Here is an 18,998-nt window from a genome sequence, read left to right as displayed (position 1 = left end):
CATTCGTGCAACTCACAGTTGACGAAGCCTGCCAAACGGTGGCAAGCCTCCGCATCGAGCGGGCGGGTATAGCTTAGTGGTAAAGCCCCAGCCTTCCAAGCTGGTTATGCGGGTTCGATTCCCGCTACCCGCTCCACCATTTCATATTCGCAGAACTCGCCACGTTCCGGATGCATCCGTGTGTATCACGGGGCCGTGGAGCGAGCCCCCGGACCAAGGCCGATCGCGTTACGAGCCGTTGATGCAGGCGGTCCGCGGCATCGTCGTGACCGGCCCGAGGCGCGTGGCAACAAAGGCTTCGTCGAGCCGCGCGCAGTGCCCGATCATCACGGCATCGGCGGAGTCTCTACGCCGTTGGTCAAACCACCGTCGGGATCGGTATCGGGAAGACCGGTGCTTGGGGCAACCGCTGCTGAGCGGATGGTGGGGGTGGTGGCTTTCCAGGGGGAGAATGGAAGGGCTGGCTATGCGGCAAGGGGCCTTACGGTTCGGAGATCGACACGACGGGATCGTGGCGCTTTCGTAACGGCCGGAAGCAATCCGTGCCCGCGCTCTCCCCGCACGCGGGAGCTGGGGGAAATTAGCCGCCGTCATCCTCATGGGGCCAGCCTCGCGCAGGTCGTATCGGCGCGTACCGGGGCGCGGCAGATTCGTCATGAAAGCGGTACAGCAAAGACGGATGCTGGCGACCGGGTCATGATGGCCTGGTACGTGCTGCACAACGGAAGCATCCTGCCCCGTGCCAGGTTTCCGCACGGACCGCCGCGCGCCGGCGGCCCTTCGCATCGACGCACCCGGCGTGCGTTCTGCTGCTGCCGCGATGGCCTTGACGCGCGCGGCCTGTTACCGGATTGGGGCGGGCGGCGGCAATGCGGACAGATCCGGGCGGTTCGATCACGCGGCGCGCATCAGGGTTGAGGATGATTGATGAAGATTGCGGTTTTTGGCCTCGGCTATGTCGGCCTGTCCAATGCGATCCTGCTGGCGCAGCACAATGCGGTGGTCGCCACCGATATTTCGGCAGAGCGCGTCGAGATGCTGAATGCGCGGCGCTCGCCGATCGTAGACCCGCGGATCGAGGAATTTCTGGCGCGCCGTGCGCTCGACCTCACCGCGACATGCGACGCGAAGGAAGCCTTGCGCGGCGCGGATTTCGTGGTGATCGCCACGCCCACCAATTACGATCCCGAAACGGGGAAGTTCGATACCTCGTCCGTCGAGCAGGTTATCGCGCAGGCGACCCGCACCAATCCCGATGCGACCATCGTCATCAAATCGACGATCCCCGTCGGCTTCGTCGATGACGTGCGCGACCGGCTGCTCGCGCCGCAGGTGATCTTTAGCCCGGAATTTCTGCGCGAAGGCAGCGCGCTCCACGACAATCTCAACCCGTCGCGCATCATCGTCGGCGAACGGTCGGAACGGGCGCGCGTTTTTGCCGACCTGCTCGTCCAGGGCGCGGAAAAGACCGACATCCCCGTCCTGTTCACCGATGCGCGCGAGGCGGAGGCGATCAAATTGTTCGCCAACACCTATCTCGCCATGCGGGTGGCGTTCTTCAACGAGCTGGACAGCTATGCGCTGGCGGGCGGGATGGATTCGCGGCAGATCATCGCCGGGGTTGGGCTCGCCCCCCGGATCGGCGACCATTACAACAATCCCAGCTTCGGCTACGGCGGCTATTGCCTGCCCAAGGATACGAAGCAATTGCTGGCCAACTATACCGACGTTCCGCAAAACCTCATCCGCGCCATTGTCGAGGCCAATCGCACGCGCAAGGATTTCCTCGCCGAACAGATCCTCGCGCGCGAACCGGAACGGGTGGGCATCTTCCGCCTCATCATGAAGGCGGGGTCGGACAATTTCCGCCATTCCTCGATCCAGGGAATCATGAAGCGGATCAAGGCGAAGGGCATCGAGGTCGTGATCTACGAACCCGCCTTCGAAGGCACCGAATTCTTCGGCGCGCGCGTGATGACCGACCTTTCCGCGTTCAAGGCGCAATGCGACGTCATCGTCGCGAACCGGCAATCGGCGGAATTGTCCGATGTCGCGGGCAAGGTCTTTACCCGCGACCTGTTCGGATCGGACTGAGCGCGGGTTCAGCCTTCCCGGTTGCCGCGCCCCGCAATCAGATCGTCGACCAGCGACGGATCGGCGAGCGTCGACGTATCGCCGAGCGCGCCGAAATCGTTCTCCGCGATCTTGCGCAGGATGCGGCGCATGATCTTCCCGCTGCGGGTCTTGGGCAGGGCGGGGGCGAACTGAATATGGTCGGGTGTCGCGATCGGCCCGATCTCGCGGCGGACATGGGCGCGCAATTCGGCGACGAGGGCATCGTCCTCCGTCACGCCCGCATTGGTGGTGACATAGCAATAGATGCCCTGTCCCTTGATGTCGTGCGGGTATCCGACGACCGCGGCCTCCGCGACCGTATCGTGCAGAACCAACGCGCTTTCCACCTCGGCCGTGCCCATGCGGTGGCCCGATACGTTGATGACGTCATCGACGCGCCCGGTGATCCAGTAATAATCGTCCGCGTCCCGGCGGCACCCGTCGCCGGTGAAATATTTGCCGCGATAGGTGCTGAAATAAGTCTGGATGAAACGGTCGTGGTCGCCGTAAACGGTGCGCGCCTGTCCGGGCCAGCTCTGCGTGATGCACAGATTGCCTTCGGTCGCGCCGTCGAGGACCGCGCCCTCGTTATCGACCAGCTGCGGGGCCACGCCAAAGAACGGCTTGCCCGCGCTGCCCGGCTTCATCGCGTGGGCGCCGGGCAGGGTGGTGATCATGATGCCGCCCGTCTCCGTCTGCCACCAGGTGTCGACGATGGGCGCCTCGCCATGGCCGACATGGTCGTGATACCACCGCCATGCTTCGGGATTGATCGGCTCGCCCACGCTGCCGAGCAGGCGGAGCGAGGTGAGGTCGTGCTTCTCCACATATCCGGCCCCTTCGCGCATCAACGCGCGGATTGCCGTCGGCGCGGTGTAGAAGATGTTCACGCCGTGCTTGTCCACGATTTGCCAGAACCGGTCGTGATCGGGATGGTTCGGCACCCCTTCGAACATCAGCGCCGTCGCCCCGTTGAGCAGCGGGCCATAGACGATATAGCTGTGCCCCGTGACCCAGCCGATGTCGGCGGTGCACCAGTACACCTCGCCCGGCCGGTAATCGAAGACGTAGCGGAACGTGGTCTCGGTCCACACGGCATAGCCGCCGGTGGTGTGGACGACGCCCTTGGGCTTTCCGGTCGAGCCGGAGGTGTAGAGGATGAACAGCGGGTCTTCCGCCGCCATCGGTTCGCACGGGCATTCATCGTCCAGCCCGGCGGAATAATCGTGGTACCAGTGATCGCGCCCGTCGCGCATCGCGACATCGCCGCCGGTGTGCCGGATGACGAGCACGCCGCGCACCGAAACCTTTTCGAGCGCCGCGTCGACATTGGCCTTCAGCGGGATCGTCTTGCCCCCGCGGAGCCCTTCGTCCGCGGTGATGACCCACTCGCTTTCGCAATCCTCGATTCGGCCGGCGATGGCATCGGGCGAAAAGCCGCCGAACACCACCGAATGCACTGCCCCGATCCGCGCGCAGGCCAGCATCGCGACCGCGCCCTCGACGATCATCGGCATGTAGATCGTGACCCGGTCGCCCTTGCTCACGCCCATTTTGAGGAGCGTGTTGGCGAACAGGACGATCTCGCCCTGCAATTCGGCGTAGGTCAGGCGGCGCACCGCCCCGTCAATCGCATCCGGCTCGAAGATCAGCGCGACATCGTCGCCGCGCCCGGCCTCGACATGGCGGTCCACCGCATTGTAGCAGATATTGAGCCGGCCATCCTCGAACCAGCGAATATCGACCGGGTCGAAGCTGGCGCCGCAACCCTTGGCCGGCGTGTCGATCCAGTCGATCCGCGCCGCCTGCTCCAGCCAGAACCCATCGGGATCGGACAGCGACCGCGCATGCATCTCGGCATAGGCCGCCGCGTCGCAGGCCGTGCCCTGGCGCGCAGCCGATGGAACCGGAACGATCGCATCGTCCGCGTCGGCTTGGGGGGCATCGGTCATGGCGGGCATCCTCCTGGTGTGTATCGTGGCAGCGATACATGACGCCGCCGCGCAGCCGCGTAAAGAGGCGGCGCGTGGAATACGCGCAACATGACGAAGGAAGCATGAGAAATGGAGCGGGCGAAGGGATTCGAACCCTCGACCCCAACCTTGGCAAGGTTGTGCTCTACCCCTGAGCTACGCCCGCTCGAACGCCTGCGCCGGAAAGTCGATGCCCTTCCGACCGGGGTGAGGCGCGCAGTTAGCATCGGTTCGATACCCCTGCAACCGGAAAATGACATCGCCGCGCAATTAATGCTCAGGCTTTAAAAGAGCGCCACGTCATCCCACATTATGGCACAACGAACACGCGACAGGAGAATGCACCTTGGCGACCCCCGGCCTGAATATCGAAGAGCAAAAAGCGGTGGACCGGTTCCGCACCAATGTCGTCGAACCCTCGATGCACAGCCTCGTCATCTTGGATTTCTGGGCCGAATGGTGCGGGCCGTGCAAGGCGCTGGCCCCGATGCTCGAAAAGGTCGCCGCCGAATATGCGGACAAGGGCGTGGTGCTGGCCAAGCTCAACGTCGACGAGGAACAGTTCATCGCCTCGCAATTCCAGGTGCGGTCGATCCCCACCGTCTATGCCATGTTTCAAGGGCAGCCGGTCGCCGATCTCACCAGCGCGCGCACCGAATCGCAGCTGAAGCAGATGCTCGACCAGATCTTGCAGCAATTGCCGGTGCAGCCCGGCGGCGCGCCGGCAGAGCAGCCGGAGCAGGATCTCGGCCCGCTCATCGCGATGGGTGAAAACGCGCTCAACGGCGGCGATGCCGAACGCGCGATGGGCATTTTCGCGCAGATCGTGGAGATGAAGCCCGACAATGCGAGCGCGCAGGCCGGGCTCATCCGCGCGATGATCGAGGCCGGCCATATCAACGAGGCCGAGGCCGCACTCGCGCAGATCGACGAGGAGACGGCGAAGGACCCGGCGATCGAACGCGCGCAATCCGCGCTGCAACTGGCCAAGGACGCGCCCGATACGGCGGAGCTCGACAATTTCCGCAAGGCTGCGGCCGAACGGCCCGCCGACATGGATGCGCAATTCGCCTTTGCCAATGCCGCCTTTGCCGCAGGCGAGCGCGACGAGGCGGCGGACACGCTGCTGCGCATGATCGAGAGCGACCGCGAATGGAACGAGGGCGCCGCGCGCACGAAGCTGTTGCAGATTTTCGAGGCAGTCGGGCTGGAAGACCCGTGGGTTGCGGCCACGCGGCGGCGGCTTTCCACCCTGCTGTTCGGATAAGCGGATGCGGTCCGACATGGAAACGGCGCGCATCTCGATCTTTCCGCTCGCGGGCGGGATCCTGTTTCCGGGTCTGCAACTGCCGCTGCATATTTTCGAGAAACGCTATCGCGCGCTCGTCACCGATGCGCTGGCGCGGGACCGGCTGATCGGGATGGTGCAGCCGCAGGGCCCGGGCGAGGGCGCGCCGCTGTTCGAGATCGGCTGTCTTGGCCGGATCGGCGAGGTGGAGGCGCTCGACGACGGGCGCTTTAACATCGTGCTGGAGGGCGTGTCGCGCTTTCGCATCATGCGCGAATTGTCCGTGCAGACGGAGTTCCGCCAGGTGGAGGCCCGCCTGCTCGACAATGGTGCATCCGATTCGCTGATGCCGGCCGAACGCGCCGCTTTCGAAAGCGAGGCGCAGGCCTTTGCCGAGATGCAGGGCTATGCCGTGGAGTGGGACGAGGTTTCCCGCCTCGACGATGAAACGCTGATCAACGGGGTGGCGCAGGTGGCGCCTTTCGACGGCGCGGCGAAGCAGGCCCTGCTGGAGGCCGACGGCATTCGCGAACGTTGCGACCTGTTGATACAGCTCATGCAGTTCTACGCGTTTCGCGGCGACGAGGACAGCGCCACGATGCAGTGACGGGCGGCAACAAGGGCCGCCGCCCGGCCTAGAAGAAGCTTCCGCGCAGGCCGTTGATCACGAATTGCGCCGCCAGCGCGGCAAGCAACACGCCGAGCAGGCGCGTGATGATCGCCTCGATCCGCGTGCCCAGCACCCGCATGATGGGCCGCGCCGCCAGCAATGCGGCCAGGCTCAGCCCCATGACCGCGACCAGCGCGCCGAGCACGGCAATCGTCTGCTCGATCCCTTCGGACCGCGCCATCAACAGCATGACCGATGCGATCGCGCCCGGCCCGGCAAGCATCGGCATCGCCATCGGAAAGACCGAGACATCCTCGTGCGCGGGATCGGCGATGACCTTTTCGGCGCGCTCCTCCCGCCGTTCGGTCCGCTTTTCGAACACCATGTCGAGAGCGATCAGGAACAGCATCAGCCCGCCGGCGATCCGGAACGAATCAAGCTCGATATGCAGCGCGCCGAGCAAAGCCTCCCCGAACAGCGCGAAGACGAGCAGGATCGCGAGCGCGATGGCGCAGGCGCGGATCGCCATGGAGCGAACAGCCTCCGGCGTGGCCTTCGCGACGAGCCCGGCATAGATCGGCGCGCAGCCGGGCGGGTCGATCACCACGAACAGGGTGACGAAGGCGGATACGAACAATTCTGTCACGTCTGGCTCACTGCTCTCTTGCGATGCCGGCGCCCGGCGGGGCCACCGTCTGATGCAGGACGCGGACGAATTCTTCCCCGTCGAACACATCGACCGTCACGATACGGCCGCCCCACGGATCGACCCGCCCGCCCCAGCGCAACGTGCCATCATCCGACGCGCCGCCGAACCAGTCGCCCTCCACCGGGGCGACGGTATTCAGCGCGATGGGCGGCAACCAGTCGCGATCCGGGCATTGCGCGACATGCGCGTCGAGCGCCTCCCCGGTGCGGACGCGCCCCCTCGTGGTGTCGCCATGGTTCATGACATAGCGATAGGAGCCGTCGCGCTGACGCTTCCACACGGTGGTGAACCATCCCTGCGTCCCGTCCCAGCGTTGCCAGCCCCCTTCGGTCACGGCGATGGAGCCGTCGCAGCTGGTCCACAATTCGCGCGGGCGCCAATCGGCGGCGCGGGGCGGGTTGGGGCGGTCGCGAAGCCATTCGCGCGCGCCCACCCGGCCCGGCACGAACAGGATCGCATCATCGGCGGCATAGTCGCGAAACGCCGTCCACTGCCCCTGTTCGCGGGCGGCGCGGGCAAAGGCGATCTCGGTCGCGGCGACGGCGCCCGGTTCCGCAATGGGGGGCAGCGCCATGAACGCCGCATCGTCGGCGCGGGTGGATGCGGCCCCGCCGCCCGGACCCGCGCAGGCAGACAGCGCCGCTGCGGCGAGCATGGCGAGGCCGACGCCCCGCATCACAGCGCCGTGCGGTCCACGCCCTCGCGCCGGCATGCGGCGTCGAGCGTATTGTGCAGCAGGCACGCGATCGTCATCGGGCCGACCCCGCCCGGAACCGGGGTGATGGCGCCCGCGACATCCTTGGCGGAGGCGAAATCGACATCACCGACGAGTCGGGTCTTGCCCTCTTCTTCGCCCGGCACGCGATTGATGCCGACGTCGATGACGGTCGCGCCGGGCTTCAGCCAGTCGCCCTTCACCATTTCGGGGCGGCCCACGGCGGCCACCACGATATCGGCGCCGCGCACCGTTTCGGGAAGGTCGCGCGTGCGGCTGTGCGCGATGGTCACGGTGCAGCTTTCGCGCAGCAGCAATTGTGCCATCGGCTTGCCCACGATGTTGGAGCGTCCGATCACCACGGCGGATTTGCCCGAAAGATCGCCGAGCGCATCCTTGAGCAGCATCAGGCAGCCGAGCGGCGTGCACGCGACGAACCCGGGCAGTCCGGTCAGCAGCCGTCCCGCGCTCGCCGTGGTGAAACCGTCGACGTCCTTGTCCGGGTCGATCGCCTGGATGACCGCGTTCTCGTCCATGCCTTCGGGGAGCGGCAATTGCACCAGGATACCGTCCACGCGGGCATCGCCGTTCAATTGCGCGACGAGGCTGAGGAGGTCGGCCTCGGCCGTATCGGCGGGAAGGCGATGTTCGAAGCTTTCCATGCCCGCGGCGATGCACGCCTTGTGCTTCGACCGGACATAGACCTGGCTCGCCGCATCCTCGCCGACGAGAACGACGGCAAGGCCGGGTTTGCGGCCCGTCTTCGCGGTAAATCCGGCGGTTTCGCCCGCGATCCGCTCGCGCAGCGAGGCGGCGAATGCCTTTCCGTCGATCAGCGTGGCCATCGGGTCAATACCCCGACGCGGCGAGATTGTTGAGCACGATCTGCAGGATCTGCAACCCGATGAGCAGGACCAGCGGGCTGAAATCGATGGCCCCGGTGCTGGGCATGATCCGCCGGATCGGGCGCAGGATCGGATCGAGCAAGGCCGTCACCGCGCTGTAGATCGCGGCGACGAACTGGTTCGAGGTGTTGACCACGTTGAACGAGATCAGCAGCGACAGCACGAATTGCGCAATCACGAGAAACACGATGACCGAAACCAGCAGGTCGACGATCTGTATGAGGGTCAGCAGCAGCACGGCGGCAATATCCTTGGGCTCGATGGCGGTCGGGGAACGGGCCTCGTCTAGCCGAGAAGACGGCGTCGCATCAACTCCGCAATACCCCTGCGTCGTGCGGGGCGGGGCCTTAGTTGTCGAACTTGATGCTCTCGATCCGCCAGCTCAGCTGTCCGGAATCGGCGCCCGGCACGTCATTAACCCGGCGCAGGGTCATCGTGCCCGCGAGCGTCTGATCCGTCTGATCGACGCCGCGGCCCGCGATTTTTACCGGGACCTGGTAATAGGACGAGCCCGCCGCACCCTCGGCCCGGCCTTCGCCGAAGGTCACGGTAATATCGCTCAGATTGGACCAGCGCGGCGCGGTGCCGCCGCCGCGCACGTCGCTGCGCCAGGCGCGCCGGGCGGCCTCGCGCTCGTTCGCTTCGACCGCCTGTTGCCAGTAATCGAGCAGCGCCTGCGGATCGGTTTCGTCCGGGCCGGGCAGATCGGCGTTGAATGCCGTGGGTGTCGGGGTCGGCGTGGGGGTCGGCGTCGGCGTCGGTGCGGGGGCGGCGCTTTCCTGCACCGGCGACGGGTCCGTTCCCCCGTCGCAGGCCGACAGGGCGAGCGCACAAAGCGCGAGGAAAGTAGCGTTTTTCACCATCATTGCGCTCTTATAAGCGTGCCCGCGCCTTTTTCGGTAAAAATTTCGAGCAACATGCCATGCGGCACCCGCCCGTCGAGCACGACGGCCGCCTCGCACCCGGCCTCGACCGCCTGTACGCAGGTCTGGAGCTTGGGGATCATGCCGCCTGAAATCGTACCGTCATCCTCGAGCCGGTCGATGTCCTGCGGCGTGAGATCGGTGAGCAGGGCGCCGTCCTTGTCCATCACGCCGGCCACATCGGTCAGCAGGAACAGACGCGCCGCGCCCATCGCCGCCGCGACCGCGCCCGCCATCGTATCGGCATTGATGTTGTAGGTATGGCCCTCGCGATCCGCCCCAATGGGTGCGATCACCGGGATCAGCCCCGACGACACCGCCGTCTCGATGATCCGCGTGTCGAGATGTTCGGGCTCGCCCACGAAGCCGAGGTCCACGGCCTGCTCGATATTGCTGTCGGGACGCTTGCGCGTGCGGGTCACCTTGCGCGCGGTGACCATGCCGCCATCCTTGCCCGAAATGCCGAGCGCGCGGCCCCCCGCGCCATGGATCCAGCCGACCAGCTCCTTGTTGATCGCGCCGGACAAAACCATCTCGGCGACCTGCGCGGTTTCCTTGTCCGTCACGCGCAGACCGTCGACGAAGCTCGATTCCACGCCCAACTTTTTGAGCATGGCGCCAATCTGCGGACCCCCGCCGTGGACCACCACGACATTGATGCCCACCGCGCCCAGCAATACGACATCCTCGGCAAAATCGCGGGCCGCCTCCGGATCGCCCATCGCATGGCCGCCATATTTGATGACGAAAGTGCGCCCGGCATATCGCTTCATATAGGGAAGCGCCTCGACAAGGATTTCCGCCTTGGCGAGCATGGTGTTCGTGTCGAAAGGGCTGTTTGCGGGTTCGGTCATGTCGGGGATCGGCTTTGCACCACCGGATGCGGCGAATCAATCGGCCTTTTGCGCGGGCGGCGGTCCCATGCGCGATGCGTAACGGCGGGCGAGCCAGGCGCAGGCGATCAATTGCACCTGGTGAAACACCATGAGCGGGAGGATGATGAAACCGACCGTGGCCGCGGGAAACAGCACGCCGGCAATGGGCACGCCGGCGGCCAGGCTTTTCTTCGACCCGCAGAATTGCACGACGATGCGATCCTCCCGCGCGAAACCGAGCCAGCCCGATCCGACCCACGACATGACGAGCACGACCAGCAGCAGCACGACCGACAGCCCAAGGATCAGCGCAATCTCGCCCGGCCCTGTGCGTTGCCACAACCCCTCCACCACCGCGGCGCCGAACGCGGCATAGACCACCATCAGGATCGCGCCCCGGTCCGCATAGGAAACGAGCCGCTTGCGCCCCTCGATCCAGGCGCCGATCCACGGCCGCATCGCATGGCCGATGGCAAAGGGCGCGACGAGTTGCAAGGCGATGGTCACCGCCGCCGCGCCCGACACATGCGCCCCGCCGTCCCCCCCGATCAGCGCGGTCACCAGCAATGGCGTCACCACCACGCCGAGCAGGTTCGACAGCGCCGCCGCGCATACCGCGCCCGCGACGTTGCCGCCGGCGATCGCGGTAAAGGCAACGCTGCTCTGCACCGTGGACGGCGCGGCGGACAGGAACAGCACGCCTGTCGCAAGATCAGGGTCGATCGCGGGCAGCGCGGCCAGTGCAAGACCCAGCAGCGGAAACACCGCGAATGTCATGGCCAGCACGGTGAGATGCAGCCGCCAATGCGTGACGCCCCGCACGATCGCCGCGCGCGACAGTTTCGCGCCGTGGAGGAAGAACAGGAATACGATGGCCGCATCGGCAACGAACGCCACGACGGGCGCCGCCCAACCGCGCGCGGGCAGGACCGATGCGATCCCCACGGTCAGCAGCAGCCCGACCACGAAGGGATCGGGGCGGAAACGCGCCCACATGCCCTGTGCCTCCGCCCCCTTTGCCGATCCCTACCCGTGCGCGCCGAATTCGTTGGCGATCGCCGTCCCGATGCGCAGGACGAGCGCGTAGGCCTGCTCGATCGGTTCGATATAGTCGCGGTGGATCGCGCGGTAGCCGCCGTCGCCGCCGTCGGGATATTCGCTCGGCGCGTCGACGTCGAAATCGTCGATGGACGGGAAGGTGACGGGAAAGGCGCGCCGCATCTGCGCCAGCGCATCCTCGATCCGGAGCGTGAACACCATTTCGAGCACGTCCTCGCGGCTGATGTCGTTCGACCGGCTGAAGGCCGGCATCTGCACCGCGCGCAGGAACATGTGCTGCAACAAGGCCAGCCGGATCGCCTGCAGGACGCCGATGGTGCGGCGCTTGTGCTCCCGGTCGGAGAGCGGCATGCCCCACTCCTCCTTTGCGCCGGGCATCGCCTCCAGCAGCCGGTGGAAATGCAGCGCATCAACGCGCAGACGCGAGGCTAGCCGCCGGAACACGCCCGTGCGGTCATCCTTGGTCAGCATTTCGGCAAGGTCGAGACACGCATCGGTCAGATGCGCTTCCGTGCCGCGATAGGGGCGGCTGGCCCAGTAGGCGGAATTGAACAATTCGCCGAAGGCCGCGACGGTCTTGATGCTGGCGAGCGCATCCGAACTGCGCACGAGGCGGAGCAATTGCTGCCCGCGCTCGCTTTCGCTCAAGAGGTTGGCGATTTCCTCGCGATTGGCGTCGGCGGCGGTGCCGAAACCGGCAATGATGTTCACCGGATAGCCCAGTTGCTGCAGAATCGCATTGTGCGGAATCGCGCGAATCTGGCGCAGGCTCATCTCACGGTCCGCGGACAGGTCGGACTGCCGCCGCGACCGGCGCGAGCCCGTATCGTTGAGCAGGCCGAGGCCAAAGGCCGTGATCGCGCGCGAATAGGTCCGGCTGATCAGATGGTTGTGCTGCACCCGCCGGATCGCGCGGTAGAAATCGAGGCTGAGGTCCGTCCGCCTGTAGAACATGTCGGTCGGCACGTCGGGGTCGGCGGTATTGGGCGGATTGTCCGCCATGCGCGCCAGCGTGGCGAGCGCGAGTTCGGGCGTTCCGAACCACATGTAGCCATCGCCCCCCTGGAAACTCACTTCCGGCTCCAGCCGGATCGCGCGCCGCACGAACCGCCGCCGCGCCCATGGCGACAACGGCCATTCCAGCCTGTCCTTCATCGAGGCGGGATGCGCGCCGCGGCCCATCCCCTCGCCATGGGTGTTGAAGATCAGCGCCGCGACCTCGTTCAGGCCGTTGGCGTCCATCGCCTCGGCCAGCCGCCCCTGCAGCCGTTCGATGGCGAGGCTTGCCGGGATCTGCCCCACGAAACGCCCGGCGTCGGAAAACCCGGTCTGGATCGCGATGCGGCCCCGGCGGCGGGCATATTTCTGAAACACCTCCTCGGCGAGGAGCGCATCGAGGAAGCGCCCCCCATGTTCGAGCGCGGCCTCCGTCTCGAACAAAGGCGACACATCGACCTTGTCCTCGACCCCGAACAATCGCGCGAAATAGAGCGCGGCAAGCACGGTCTGCGGCTGTTCGCATTCCGCGATCAACATGCGGATCGGCGCATCGGCGTCGATATGCGTGAGGATCTGCTGCATGGCGAGGAACTGGCGGATGGCCGTCGAGGCCTCGATCCCCAGCGCGGCGAAATTGCTCTGGAGCGGGGTCAGCTCCTCGATCGCGGTGCGGATCGCGCTGAGCGCCGCCTGGCTCGACAGGTCGAGGCGGTTTTGCGGATCGACGCGGCGGCGGATCGCGTTCTTCAGCTGCGAGGCGTTCACCCGGAAATGGATGTGCCCCATGCCGAGCCCGTCGGCCCGCATCGCCGCCACGGTCGTCAACAGCGTGGTCGCCGTGTCGTCATCGGCATCCTGCGCACGCCCTTCGAGCCCGGCGATGATCGGTTCCAGCGTGGTGATCTTCGCATCATCATCCGCGGTCAGCGAATTGGCCGCGTGCGACAGCGCGGCGGGGTCGGACATGTCCTTCCCGAACAAGACCGCCATGCGCGAGGTATGGTCGGCCGCGGCGGCAAGCTTGCCCGCAATGTCGGGCGCGGCGGCGGACAGCATCCCGGCATAGCCCGCGAGCCGCTCCGCCTTTTCCTGAAGCCGGTAGCGGATCGAGGTGTTCCACCCGATATCGGTGCGCCCGTCCATGTCGTAGCCGACCCATGTCGCCAGCCGCAGCGGCACGGGCTTGAGCGTGCGCCAATCCTCGGGCCAGCGATCGCGCGCGGTTTCGAACATATGGCGCACGACGCGGTCGCGGGCGCCCTGCGCGCGTTCGATGGCGCGCATGGCGGCATCGTGTTCGGAATCCAGCGTGATCTGCACCCGTTCGTGCGGGGCGGTACACACCTGGTCGCCGTCGACGTCGCCCTTGCTCGCCGCCTCGGTCACGGCATTCGCCTGCGCCGGGGTGAGCAGGAAGGTCGGGTGCGCGGTGAACACCACATGCATGAGCGGGGTGCCGAACCGCGCCGCGTAATCGGCGAATGTCTCACCCTCGCGCGGGTCGAAGCTGGCGAGATTGGCGTCGGTCGCGATGGGTTCGAGCATGCGGTGCAGCTTGTGCGCGCGCGCCTGCATCCCCTCGCACTCAAGCGCGGAGACCAGCCCGTCCAGCGCGCGAAGATCGGTTTCGCCCGACTCGAGGTCGCGGCTGAATTCGAGGCCCAGCTGAAACACCGGGTTGAACATCGGCGTTTCGCGCGTGCGCTGATGCAGTTCGCGCAGCCGTTCGTGCAGTTTCTCGATCTTCGGGCTCATGCGCCGAGCTCCGCGGCCTTCTGGGCGAGCGCCACGATCTTGCCCTTGTCCGGCGCACCCTTGGGCGCGACCCAGCTGCCGCCGACGCATAGGATTTGCGGATGGGCGAGCCATTCGGGCGCGGTTTCGGCCGAAATCCCGCCGGTCGGGCAGAAGAACACGTTTCCGAACGGCCCGGCGATCGCCTTCAACGCAGGCAGGCCGCCATTCGCTTCGGCCGGGAAGAATTTGAAATGGGTGAGGCCCATGTCCATGCCGCGCATGATGTCGGAGGCGTTGGCCGTGCCGGGGAGGAAGGGAATGCCGCTCGCGATCGCGGCCTTGCCCAGCGGCTGGGTCAGGCCGGGCGAGACCACGAATTCGGCGCCCGCCTTTTCCACCGCCGCAAGGTCGCGCTCGTTGAGCACGGTGCCCGCACCCACGATGGCGCCGTCGACGCTCTTCATCGCGCGAATCGCATCGAGGGCGCAATCGGTGCGCAATGTCACCTCAAGGCACGGAAGCCCCCCTTCGACCAGCGCTTCGGCCAGCGGGATGGCATGGTCGATATGCTCGACGACCAGCACGGGGATCACCGGCGCCTTTGTCATGATGTCGCGGATCTGGGTCAAGGTCGTGGCTCCTGTGTAGGGCAATCATATAGGCCCGGCGTCATCGCCCGGCGGCAAGGTGAGGCGTCAGAGCCCGGCGTGGGCGAGGATGGCGGAGGCGCCCTTTTCCGCGCCATCGGCACCGGCGCGCATCATGGCGAACAATTCGCGGCCCACGCCCATCGCCGGCTCGGGGGCGGGGGCAGGGGTGCGCGCGGACAGGTCGGCACTGGTGGACAAGGTGCCCGATGCCGCATCGACGCGCACGATATCGCCATCCTGCAACAGCGAGAGCGGCCCGGCATTGCCCGCGGCATCGGGCAGCGCCTCGGGCGTGCAGTGGATGGCGGCGGGCACCTTGCCCGATGCGCCGGACATGCGCCCGTCGGTGACGAGCGCCACGTTGAAGCCGCGATCCTGCAACACGCCTAGCGCCGGGGTCAGCTTGTGCAATTCGGGCATGCCATTGGCGCGCGGCCCCTGGAACCGGACGACGACGACGACATCGCGTTCCAGCTCGCCATCCTTGAACGCCTTGGTGACGGCTTCCTGCGTGTGGAAGACGCGGCAGGGTGCCTCCACCGTCCAACGTTCGCGCTTCACCGCGCTGGTCTTGATCGTCGCACGGCCCAGATTACCGGTGAGCAGGCGCATGCCGCCATCGGGCTGAAACGGGTCGGTCGCGGGTTTGAGCATTTCGTCATCGCCCGATTGCGCGGGTGCGGGGTGCCAGACCAGCGCGTCGCCCTCCATCGACGGTTCGCTCGCATAATCGCGCAGGCTGTCGCCGCCCACGGTGCGGATGTCCTCATGCGCGAGCCCGTTGTCGAGCAGTTCGCGAATGACATAGCCCATGCCGCCCGCCGCGTGGAAATGGTTCACGTCGCCCTGACCGTTCGGGTAGACGCGCGCGATGAGCGGGACCGCCTTCGACAATTCGTCGATGTCCTGCCAGTCGATGATGACCCCGGCGGCGCGGGCAAAGGCGGGGATGTGCAGCACGTGATTGGTCGACCCGCCGGTCGCCAGCAGGCCGGCAACCGCGTTGACGATCGCCTTTTCATCGACGCATTCGGCGAGCGGGCGGGGATCCTCGCCCTTGGTCGAGATTTTCGCGAGCCGGTGCACCGCCGCACGGGTAAGCTGCGTGCGCAGTTGCGTACCGGGCGTGACGAAGGCGGCCGCCGGCATGTGCAGGCCCATCATCTCCATCATCATCTGGTTCGAATTGGCGGTGCCGTAAAACGTGCAGGTGCCCGGCGAATGGTAGGACGCGTTTTCGGACGCCAGCAATTCGTCGCGCCCGACCTTGCCCTCTGCATAAAGCTGGCGCGTCTTCTGCTTCTGGCTGTTGGTGATCCCGCTCGGCATCGGGCCGGAGGGGACGAGGATGCAGGCAAGATGCCCGAACCGCAGCGCGCCGATGAGCAGGCCCGGCACGATCTTGTCGCAAATGCCGAGAAGCGCCATGCCGTCGTACATTTCATGGCTCAACGCGACGGCGGTCGACAAGGCGATGGTGTCGCGCGAGAACAGCGAGAGCTCCATGCCGTCCTGCCCCTGCGTCACGCCGTCGCACATGGCCGGGGTGCCGCCCGCGACCTGCGCCGTGGCGCCGACTTCGCGTGCGAAGAGCTTCATCTGTTCCGGGTACCGGCCATAGGGCTGATGCGCGGACAGCATGTCGTTATACGCGGTCACGATGGCGAGATTGGGCCGGGCCGCATCGGCGACGCCGCCCTTGTCATTGCCCATGCCGGCCATCGCGTGGGCGAGATTGGAGCAGGCGACCTGGCTGCGGTCGGGGGTGCGGTCGCCCTCGCGGCGCATCAGGTCGAGATAGCGTTGCCGGCTCTCCCTGCTGTTGGCGATGATCCGGTCGGTCACGCGGGCGACGGCGGGGTTCAGATCTGCCATGGGCCTCTTTCTTCAATCAGGGGGCGCAGGCCTTCATCGCCGGCGCCTTCGCTTTTAATGCAACACGCGCGGATCGGTGCCCCGAAAGGCGCCGGCATCCCGCGCTTTATTCGTATGCGTGCGCGTCATTCATGCCACGTCACGCCGTCCCGTTCGGCCAGCGCGATCGCGGCGGACGGGCCATAGCTTCCCGCGGTATAGGTCTTGGGCGAAATATCGTGTTCGTCCCAGGTGGCGCGAATCGCGTCGATCCAGTCCCACTGCGCCTCCACCTCGTCGCGGCGCACGAACAGGGTCTGATCCCCCTCGACGAGATCGAGCAGCAGCCGTTCATATGCGATGCGCCGTTCCGGCCCGGCGAACGCATCGGGCATGGTGATGTCGAGCGGGACCGAACGCAGGCGCAAGCCTTCGCGGTCGAGGCCCGGCACCTTCGCCATGAGCGAGAGGCGGATGTTTTCCTTCGGCTGGATCCCGATGACGAGCGTGTTCGGCTGCGTCCGCGCGCCGCGATCGGCGAAGATGGAAAACGGCACGTCGCGGAATTTCACGATGATCTCGGTCGTGCGTTCGGGCATGCGCTTGCCCGTGCGCAGGTAGAAGGGCACCCCCTTCCAGCGCCAGTTGTCCACATGCGCCTTGATCGCGACGAAGGTCTCCGTATCGGAATCCTTGCCCAGCTCCTCGTCATAGCCGGGGACCGCCTTGCCCGCGATGGCGCCGGCGCGATATTGCCCGCGCACGGTCTCATCGCGCGCGACCCGGCGCAGCGAACGCAGCACCTTCACCTTTTCATCGCGGATCGGGGTCGCATCGAAACTCGTCGGCGGTTCCATCGCCACGAGCGCGAGCAATTGCAGCATGTGGTTCTGCACCATGTCGCGCAGCGCGCCCGCCCCGTCGTAGAACCCGACCCGCCCTTCGAGGCCCACCGTTTCGGCGACGGTAATCTGCACATGGTCGATATGCGCCGCATTCCAGAGCGGTTCGAACAGGATATTGGCAAAGCGCAGCGCGAGCAGGTTCTGCACCGTTTCCTTGCCGAGATAATGGTCGATGCGGAAAATGCGGTGTTCGGGAAAGGCCGCGGCGACCGCGTCGTTGATCTGACACGAGGTGGCAAGATCGGTGCCGAGCGGTTTTTCGAGGCCGATGCGCACATTGCCCGACGCAAGGCCATTGGCCTGCAGCCCCGCGATCGTCGGTTCGAACAGGAAAGGCGCGGTCGACAGGAAGATGGAAAGCCCGCGATTGTCGCCGGTGTCGACGCCGCCGACCTTCTTTGCCAGCACGTCGAACCCTTCGGGCGTCGAGGCGTCGAGCGCCTGGTAACTCAGCTTTTCAAGGAACGGCTCGATCTTCACGGCGCGCCCGGCGGGCAGGAACCGGGTCAGCGCATCGCGCGCGAATTCGCGGAAACCGTCGTCGTCATATTCGGAGCGCGCGGTGCAGATGATGCGAATATCGTCGGGCAGCAGCCCATCGGAATCGAGCGCACAGAGCGAGGGCAGCAGCATGCGTTGCGCCAGGTCGCCCGTCGCGCCGAACAGGAGCAGCTTGTTGGCCGTGAAATGCGGTGCGGCTGCCGTTGCGGTCATAAAAGCGAGATACCCCCTTGTGTCGCGGGCCGTTGCGGCCTCCCCCGCGGTTGTTAGCAGGTGCGGCGCGCGGTGCAAGCGCCGCCCGCGCCGATCTGTCCCGGCTTATCCCCGCGTAACCGAAATGCGCTTGTCCTGCATTTGCGCGATGCCATAGCTGGTGAGGAAGCTGACGTCGGCGGCATCGCGCCCGACGCCGATCTTCACGATCTCGCCCGCGGTCGCCATGCGCGTCGCATCGACGAGATGCCAGGCACCCGACCCCGGCTCCCCCGTTTTATCGGCCAGGAACACCTCGGCGACGGCGTGGAAATCCTGCGGCGTGACATCGGGGGCATAGCAGCTGACGAAGCGGGCCGGGATCGCGGACGCGCGCGCCATGGTGCACACGACATGCGCATAATCGCGGCAGATCCCCTGCCGCTCGACAAAGCTGTCGAGCGCGGTCGTGGTCGCGTTGCTGCTGCCGGGGACGTAGCTGAAATTGTCGGCGACCCACTGCACCATCGCATTGATCCGCGCGCCGCCGGACAATTCGCCGAACTCCGCCTCGACAAAGGACTGGAACCGGTCGGCCGGGCAATAGCGCGAATCGAACAGATAGGGCACCGTCGCGCCCGGCAGCTGATGCGGGGGAAGCTGGTTCAGCGCGTCCAGATCCACCAGGTGCCGGTCGATGTCGGCCGTGATCCGGTAATCGGCGGTAAAGTCCCCTTCGCAGCGCAGCCAGGCGCGCGTGCCGATGGCATCCTCGCCCGAAATATGCGCCTCGTGCTCGCTCGCGCTGGTGGTGAGACCGGGGCCGGACAGGGCCTGCTCGGGAATGGCGGCGGCCTCCATCTGCAACAGGAAATCGGTCGGTTCCTCGAAACGATAGGCGATATGCGCGTCGACATGGATGATCATCGGGGGCTCGGGCTCTCTTCGAAAAGGGGGACGCGCGCCAGGGGCACGCTATGGGGTTAAC

General features: G+C 66.2%; 16 protein-coding genes and 2 tRNA genes. 4 read left to right on the top strand and 14 right to left on the bottom strand.

The genetic code is table 11. The features are described from left to right. The first annotated feature begins 62 nt into the window (after window positions 1-62). A tRNA-Gly gene (locus tag Q0897_RS07135) sits at window positions 63-136 on the top strand. 791 nt (window positions 137-927) lie between these two features. Next, complete coding sequence (locus tag Q0897_RS07130; protein ID WP_299308523.1) at window positions 928-2,094, top strand: nucleotide sugar dehydrogenase; 1,167 nt, start codon at window positions 928-930, stop codon at window positions 2,092-2,094. 8 nt (window positions 2,095-2,102) lie between these two features. On the opposite strand, the gene acs is transcribed toward Q0897_RS07130, so the two are convergent. Together acs and Q0897_RS07120 are read right to left on the bottom strand one after the other, a co-directional pair. Further along, entirely contained in the window at window positions 2,103-4,067 is a 1,965-nt protein-coding gene (gene acs / locus Q0897_RS07125; RefSeq protein ID WP_299308522.1) for an acetate--CoA ligase, read from the bottom strand. Window positions 4,068-4,179: 112 nt separating this feature from the next. Continuing rightward, window positions 4,180-4,254 (bottom strand) — tRNA-Gly (locus Q0897_RS07120). Window positions 4,255-4,434: 180 nt separating this feature from the next. Between Q0897_RS07120 and Q0897_RS07115 the strand changes: the two genes are divergently transcribed. Then, the gene (locus Q0897_RS07115; protein ID WP_299308521.1) at window positions 4,435-5,355 is read left to right on the top strand and encodes a tetratricopeptide repeat protein; all 921 of its coding nucleotides are present in this window, start codon (window positions 4,435-4,437) and stop codon (window positions 5,353-5,355) included. 16 nt (window positions 5,356-5,371) lie between these two features. Beyond that, window positions 5,372-5,983 carry an LON peptidase substrate-binding domain-containing protein gene (locus Q0897_RS07110; protein ID WP_299308519.1) on the top strand — a complete coding sequence of 204 codons (612 nt, stop codon included), beginning with the start codon at window positions 5,372-5,374 and terminating at the stop codon, window positions 5,981-5,983. Between the two features lie 28 nt (window positions 5,984-6,011). On the opposite strand, the gene Q0897_RS07105 is transcribed toward Q0897_RS07110, so the two are convergent. The 12 genes from Q0897_RS07105 to Q0897_RS07050 all read right to left on the bottom strand — a co-directional run bounded on the left by Q0897_RS07105 (window position 6,012) and on the right by Q0897_RS07050 (window position 18,937). Further along, complete coding sequence (locus tag Q0897_RS07105) at window positions 6,012-6,632, bottom strand: MarC family protein (RefSeq protein WP_202082848.1); 621 nt, start codon at window positions 6,630-6,632, stop codon at window positions 6,012-6,014. 7 nt (window positions 6,633-6,639) lie between these two features. After that, window positions 6,640-7,371 carry a hypothetical protein gene (locus tag Q0897_RS07100; protein WP_299308518.1) on the bottom strand — a complete coding sequence of 244 codons (732 nt, stop codon included), beginning with the start codon at window positions 7,369-7,371 and terminating at the stop codon, window positions 6,640-6,642. Further along, window positions 7,371-8,255 (bottom strand): bifunctional methylenetetrahydrofolate dehydrogenase/methenyltetrahydrofolate cyclohydrolase FolD, encoded by an 885-nt coding sequence (gene folD, locus Q0897_RS07095; RefSeq protein WP_299308517.1) that lies wholly within the window; start codon window positions 8,253-8,255, stop codon window positions 7,371-7,373. Before folD ends, Q0897_RS07100 begins: the two co-directional genes overlap by 1 nt. 4 nt (window positions 8,256-8,259) lie before the next feature. Further along, window positions 8,260-8,553: a YggT family protein gene (locus Q0897_RS07090; RefSeq protein ID WP_239804998.1), complete on the bottom strand. Its 294-nt coding sequence runs from the start codon at window positions 8,551-8,553 to the stop codon at window positions 8,260-8,262. 109 nt (window positions 8,554-8,662) lie between these two features. Continuing rightward, entirely contained in the window at window positions 8,663-9,181 is a 519-nt protein-coding gene (locus Q0897_RS07085; protein ID WP_299308516.1) for a hypothetical protein, read from the bottom strand. Then, window positions 9,178-10,092, bottom strand: a complete 915-nt coding sequence (gene argB / locus Q0897_RS07080; protein WP_299308515.1) for an acetylglutamate kinase — start codon at window positions 10,090-10,092, stop codon at window positions 9,178-9,180. The genes Q0897_RS07085 and argB overlap by 4 nt, the downstream gene beginning before the upstream one ends. A 36-nt stretch (window positions 10,093-10,128) precedes the next feature. After that, the gene (locus Q0897_RS07075) at window positions 10,129-11,109 is read right to left on the bottom strand and encodes a bile acid:sodium symporter family protein (protein WP_299308514.1); all 981 of its coding nucleotides are present in this window, start codon (window positions 11,107-11,109) and stop codon (window positions 10,129-10,131) included. A 30-nt stretch (window positions 11,110-11,139) separates the two neighbouring features. After that, on the bottom strand, window positions 11,140-13,926 hold the full coding sequence (locus Q0897_RS07070) for a phosphoenolpyruvate carboxylase (protein ID WP_299308513.1): 2,787 nt from the start codon (window positions 13,924-13,926) through the stop codon (window positions 11,140-11,142). Next, window positions 13,923-14,537 carry a bifunctional 4-hydroxy-2-oxoglutarate aldolase/2-dehydro-3-deoxy-phosphogluconate aldolase gene (locus Q0897_RS07065; RefSeq protein WP_299308511.1) on the bottom strand — a complete coding sequence of 205 codons (615 nt, stop codon included), beginning with the start codon at window positions 14,535-14,537 and terminating at the stop codon, window positions 13,923-13,925. The genes Q0897_RS07070 and Q0897_RS07065 overlap by 4 nt, the downstream gene beginning before the upstream one ends. A gap of 66 nt (window positions 14,538-14,603) precedes the next feature. Next, a complete protein-coding gene (gene edd / locus Q0897_RS07060) occupies window positions 14,604-16,433 on the bottom strand; it encodes a phosphogluconate dehydratase (protein WP_299308510.1) in 1,830 nt (609 codons plus the stop codon). Window positions 16,434-16,558: 125 nt separating this feature from the next. Further along, window positions 16,559-18,031: a glucose-6-phosphate dehydrogenase gene (gene zwf, locus Q0897_RS07055; RefSeq protein WP_299308509.1), complete on the bottom strand. Its 1,473-nt coding sequence runs from the start codon at window positions 18,029-18,031 to the stop codon at window positions 16,559-16,561. A 105-nt stretch (window positions 18,032-18,136) separates the two neighbouring features. Then, window positions 18,137-18,937 (bottom strand): transglutaminase family protein, encoded by an 801-nt coding sequence (locus tag Q0897_RS07050; protein WP_299308508.1) that lies wholly within the window; start codon window positions 18,935-18,937, stop codon window positions 18,137-18,139. Between the last annotated feature and the right edge of the window lie 61 nt (window positions 18,938-18,998).

It is taken from the genome of uncultured Croceicoccus sp., assembly GCF_947496385.1.
Classification (GTDB): Bacteria; Pseudomonadota; Alphaproteobacteria; order Sphingomonadales; family Sphingomonadaceae; genus Croceicoccus.
The sequence above is the reverse complement of the archived record's forward strand: the minus strand, read 5'-3'. Positions and strand labels throughout refer to the sequence as shown.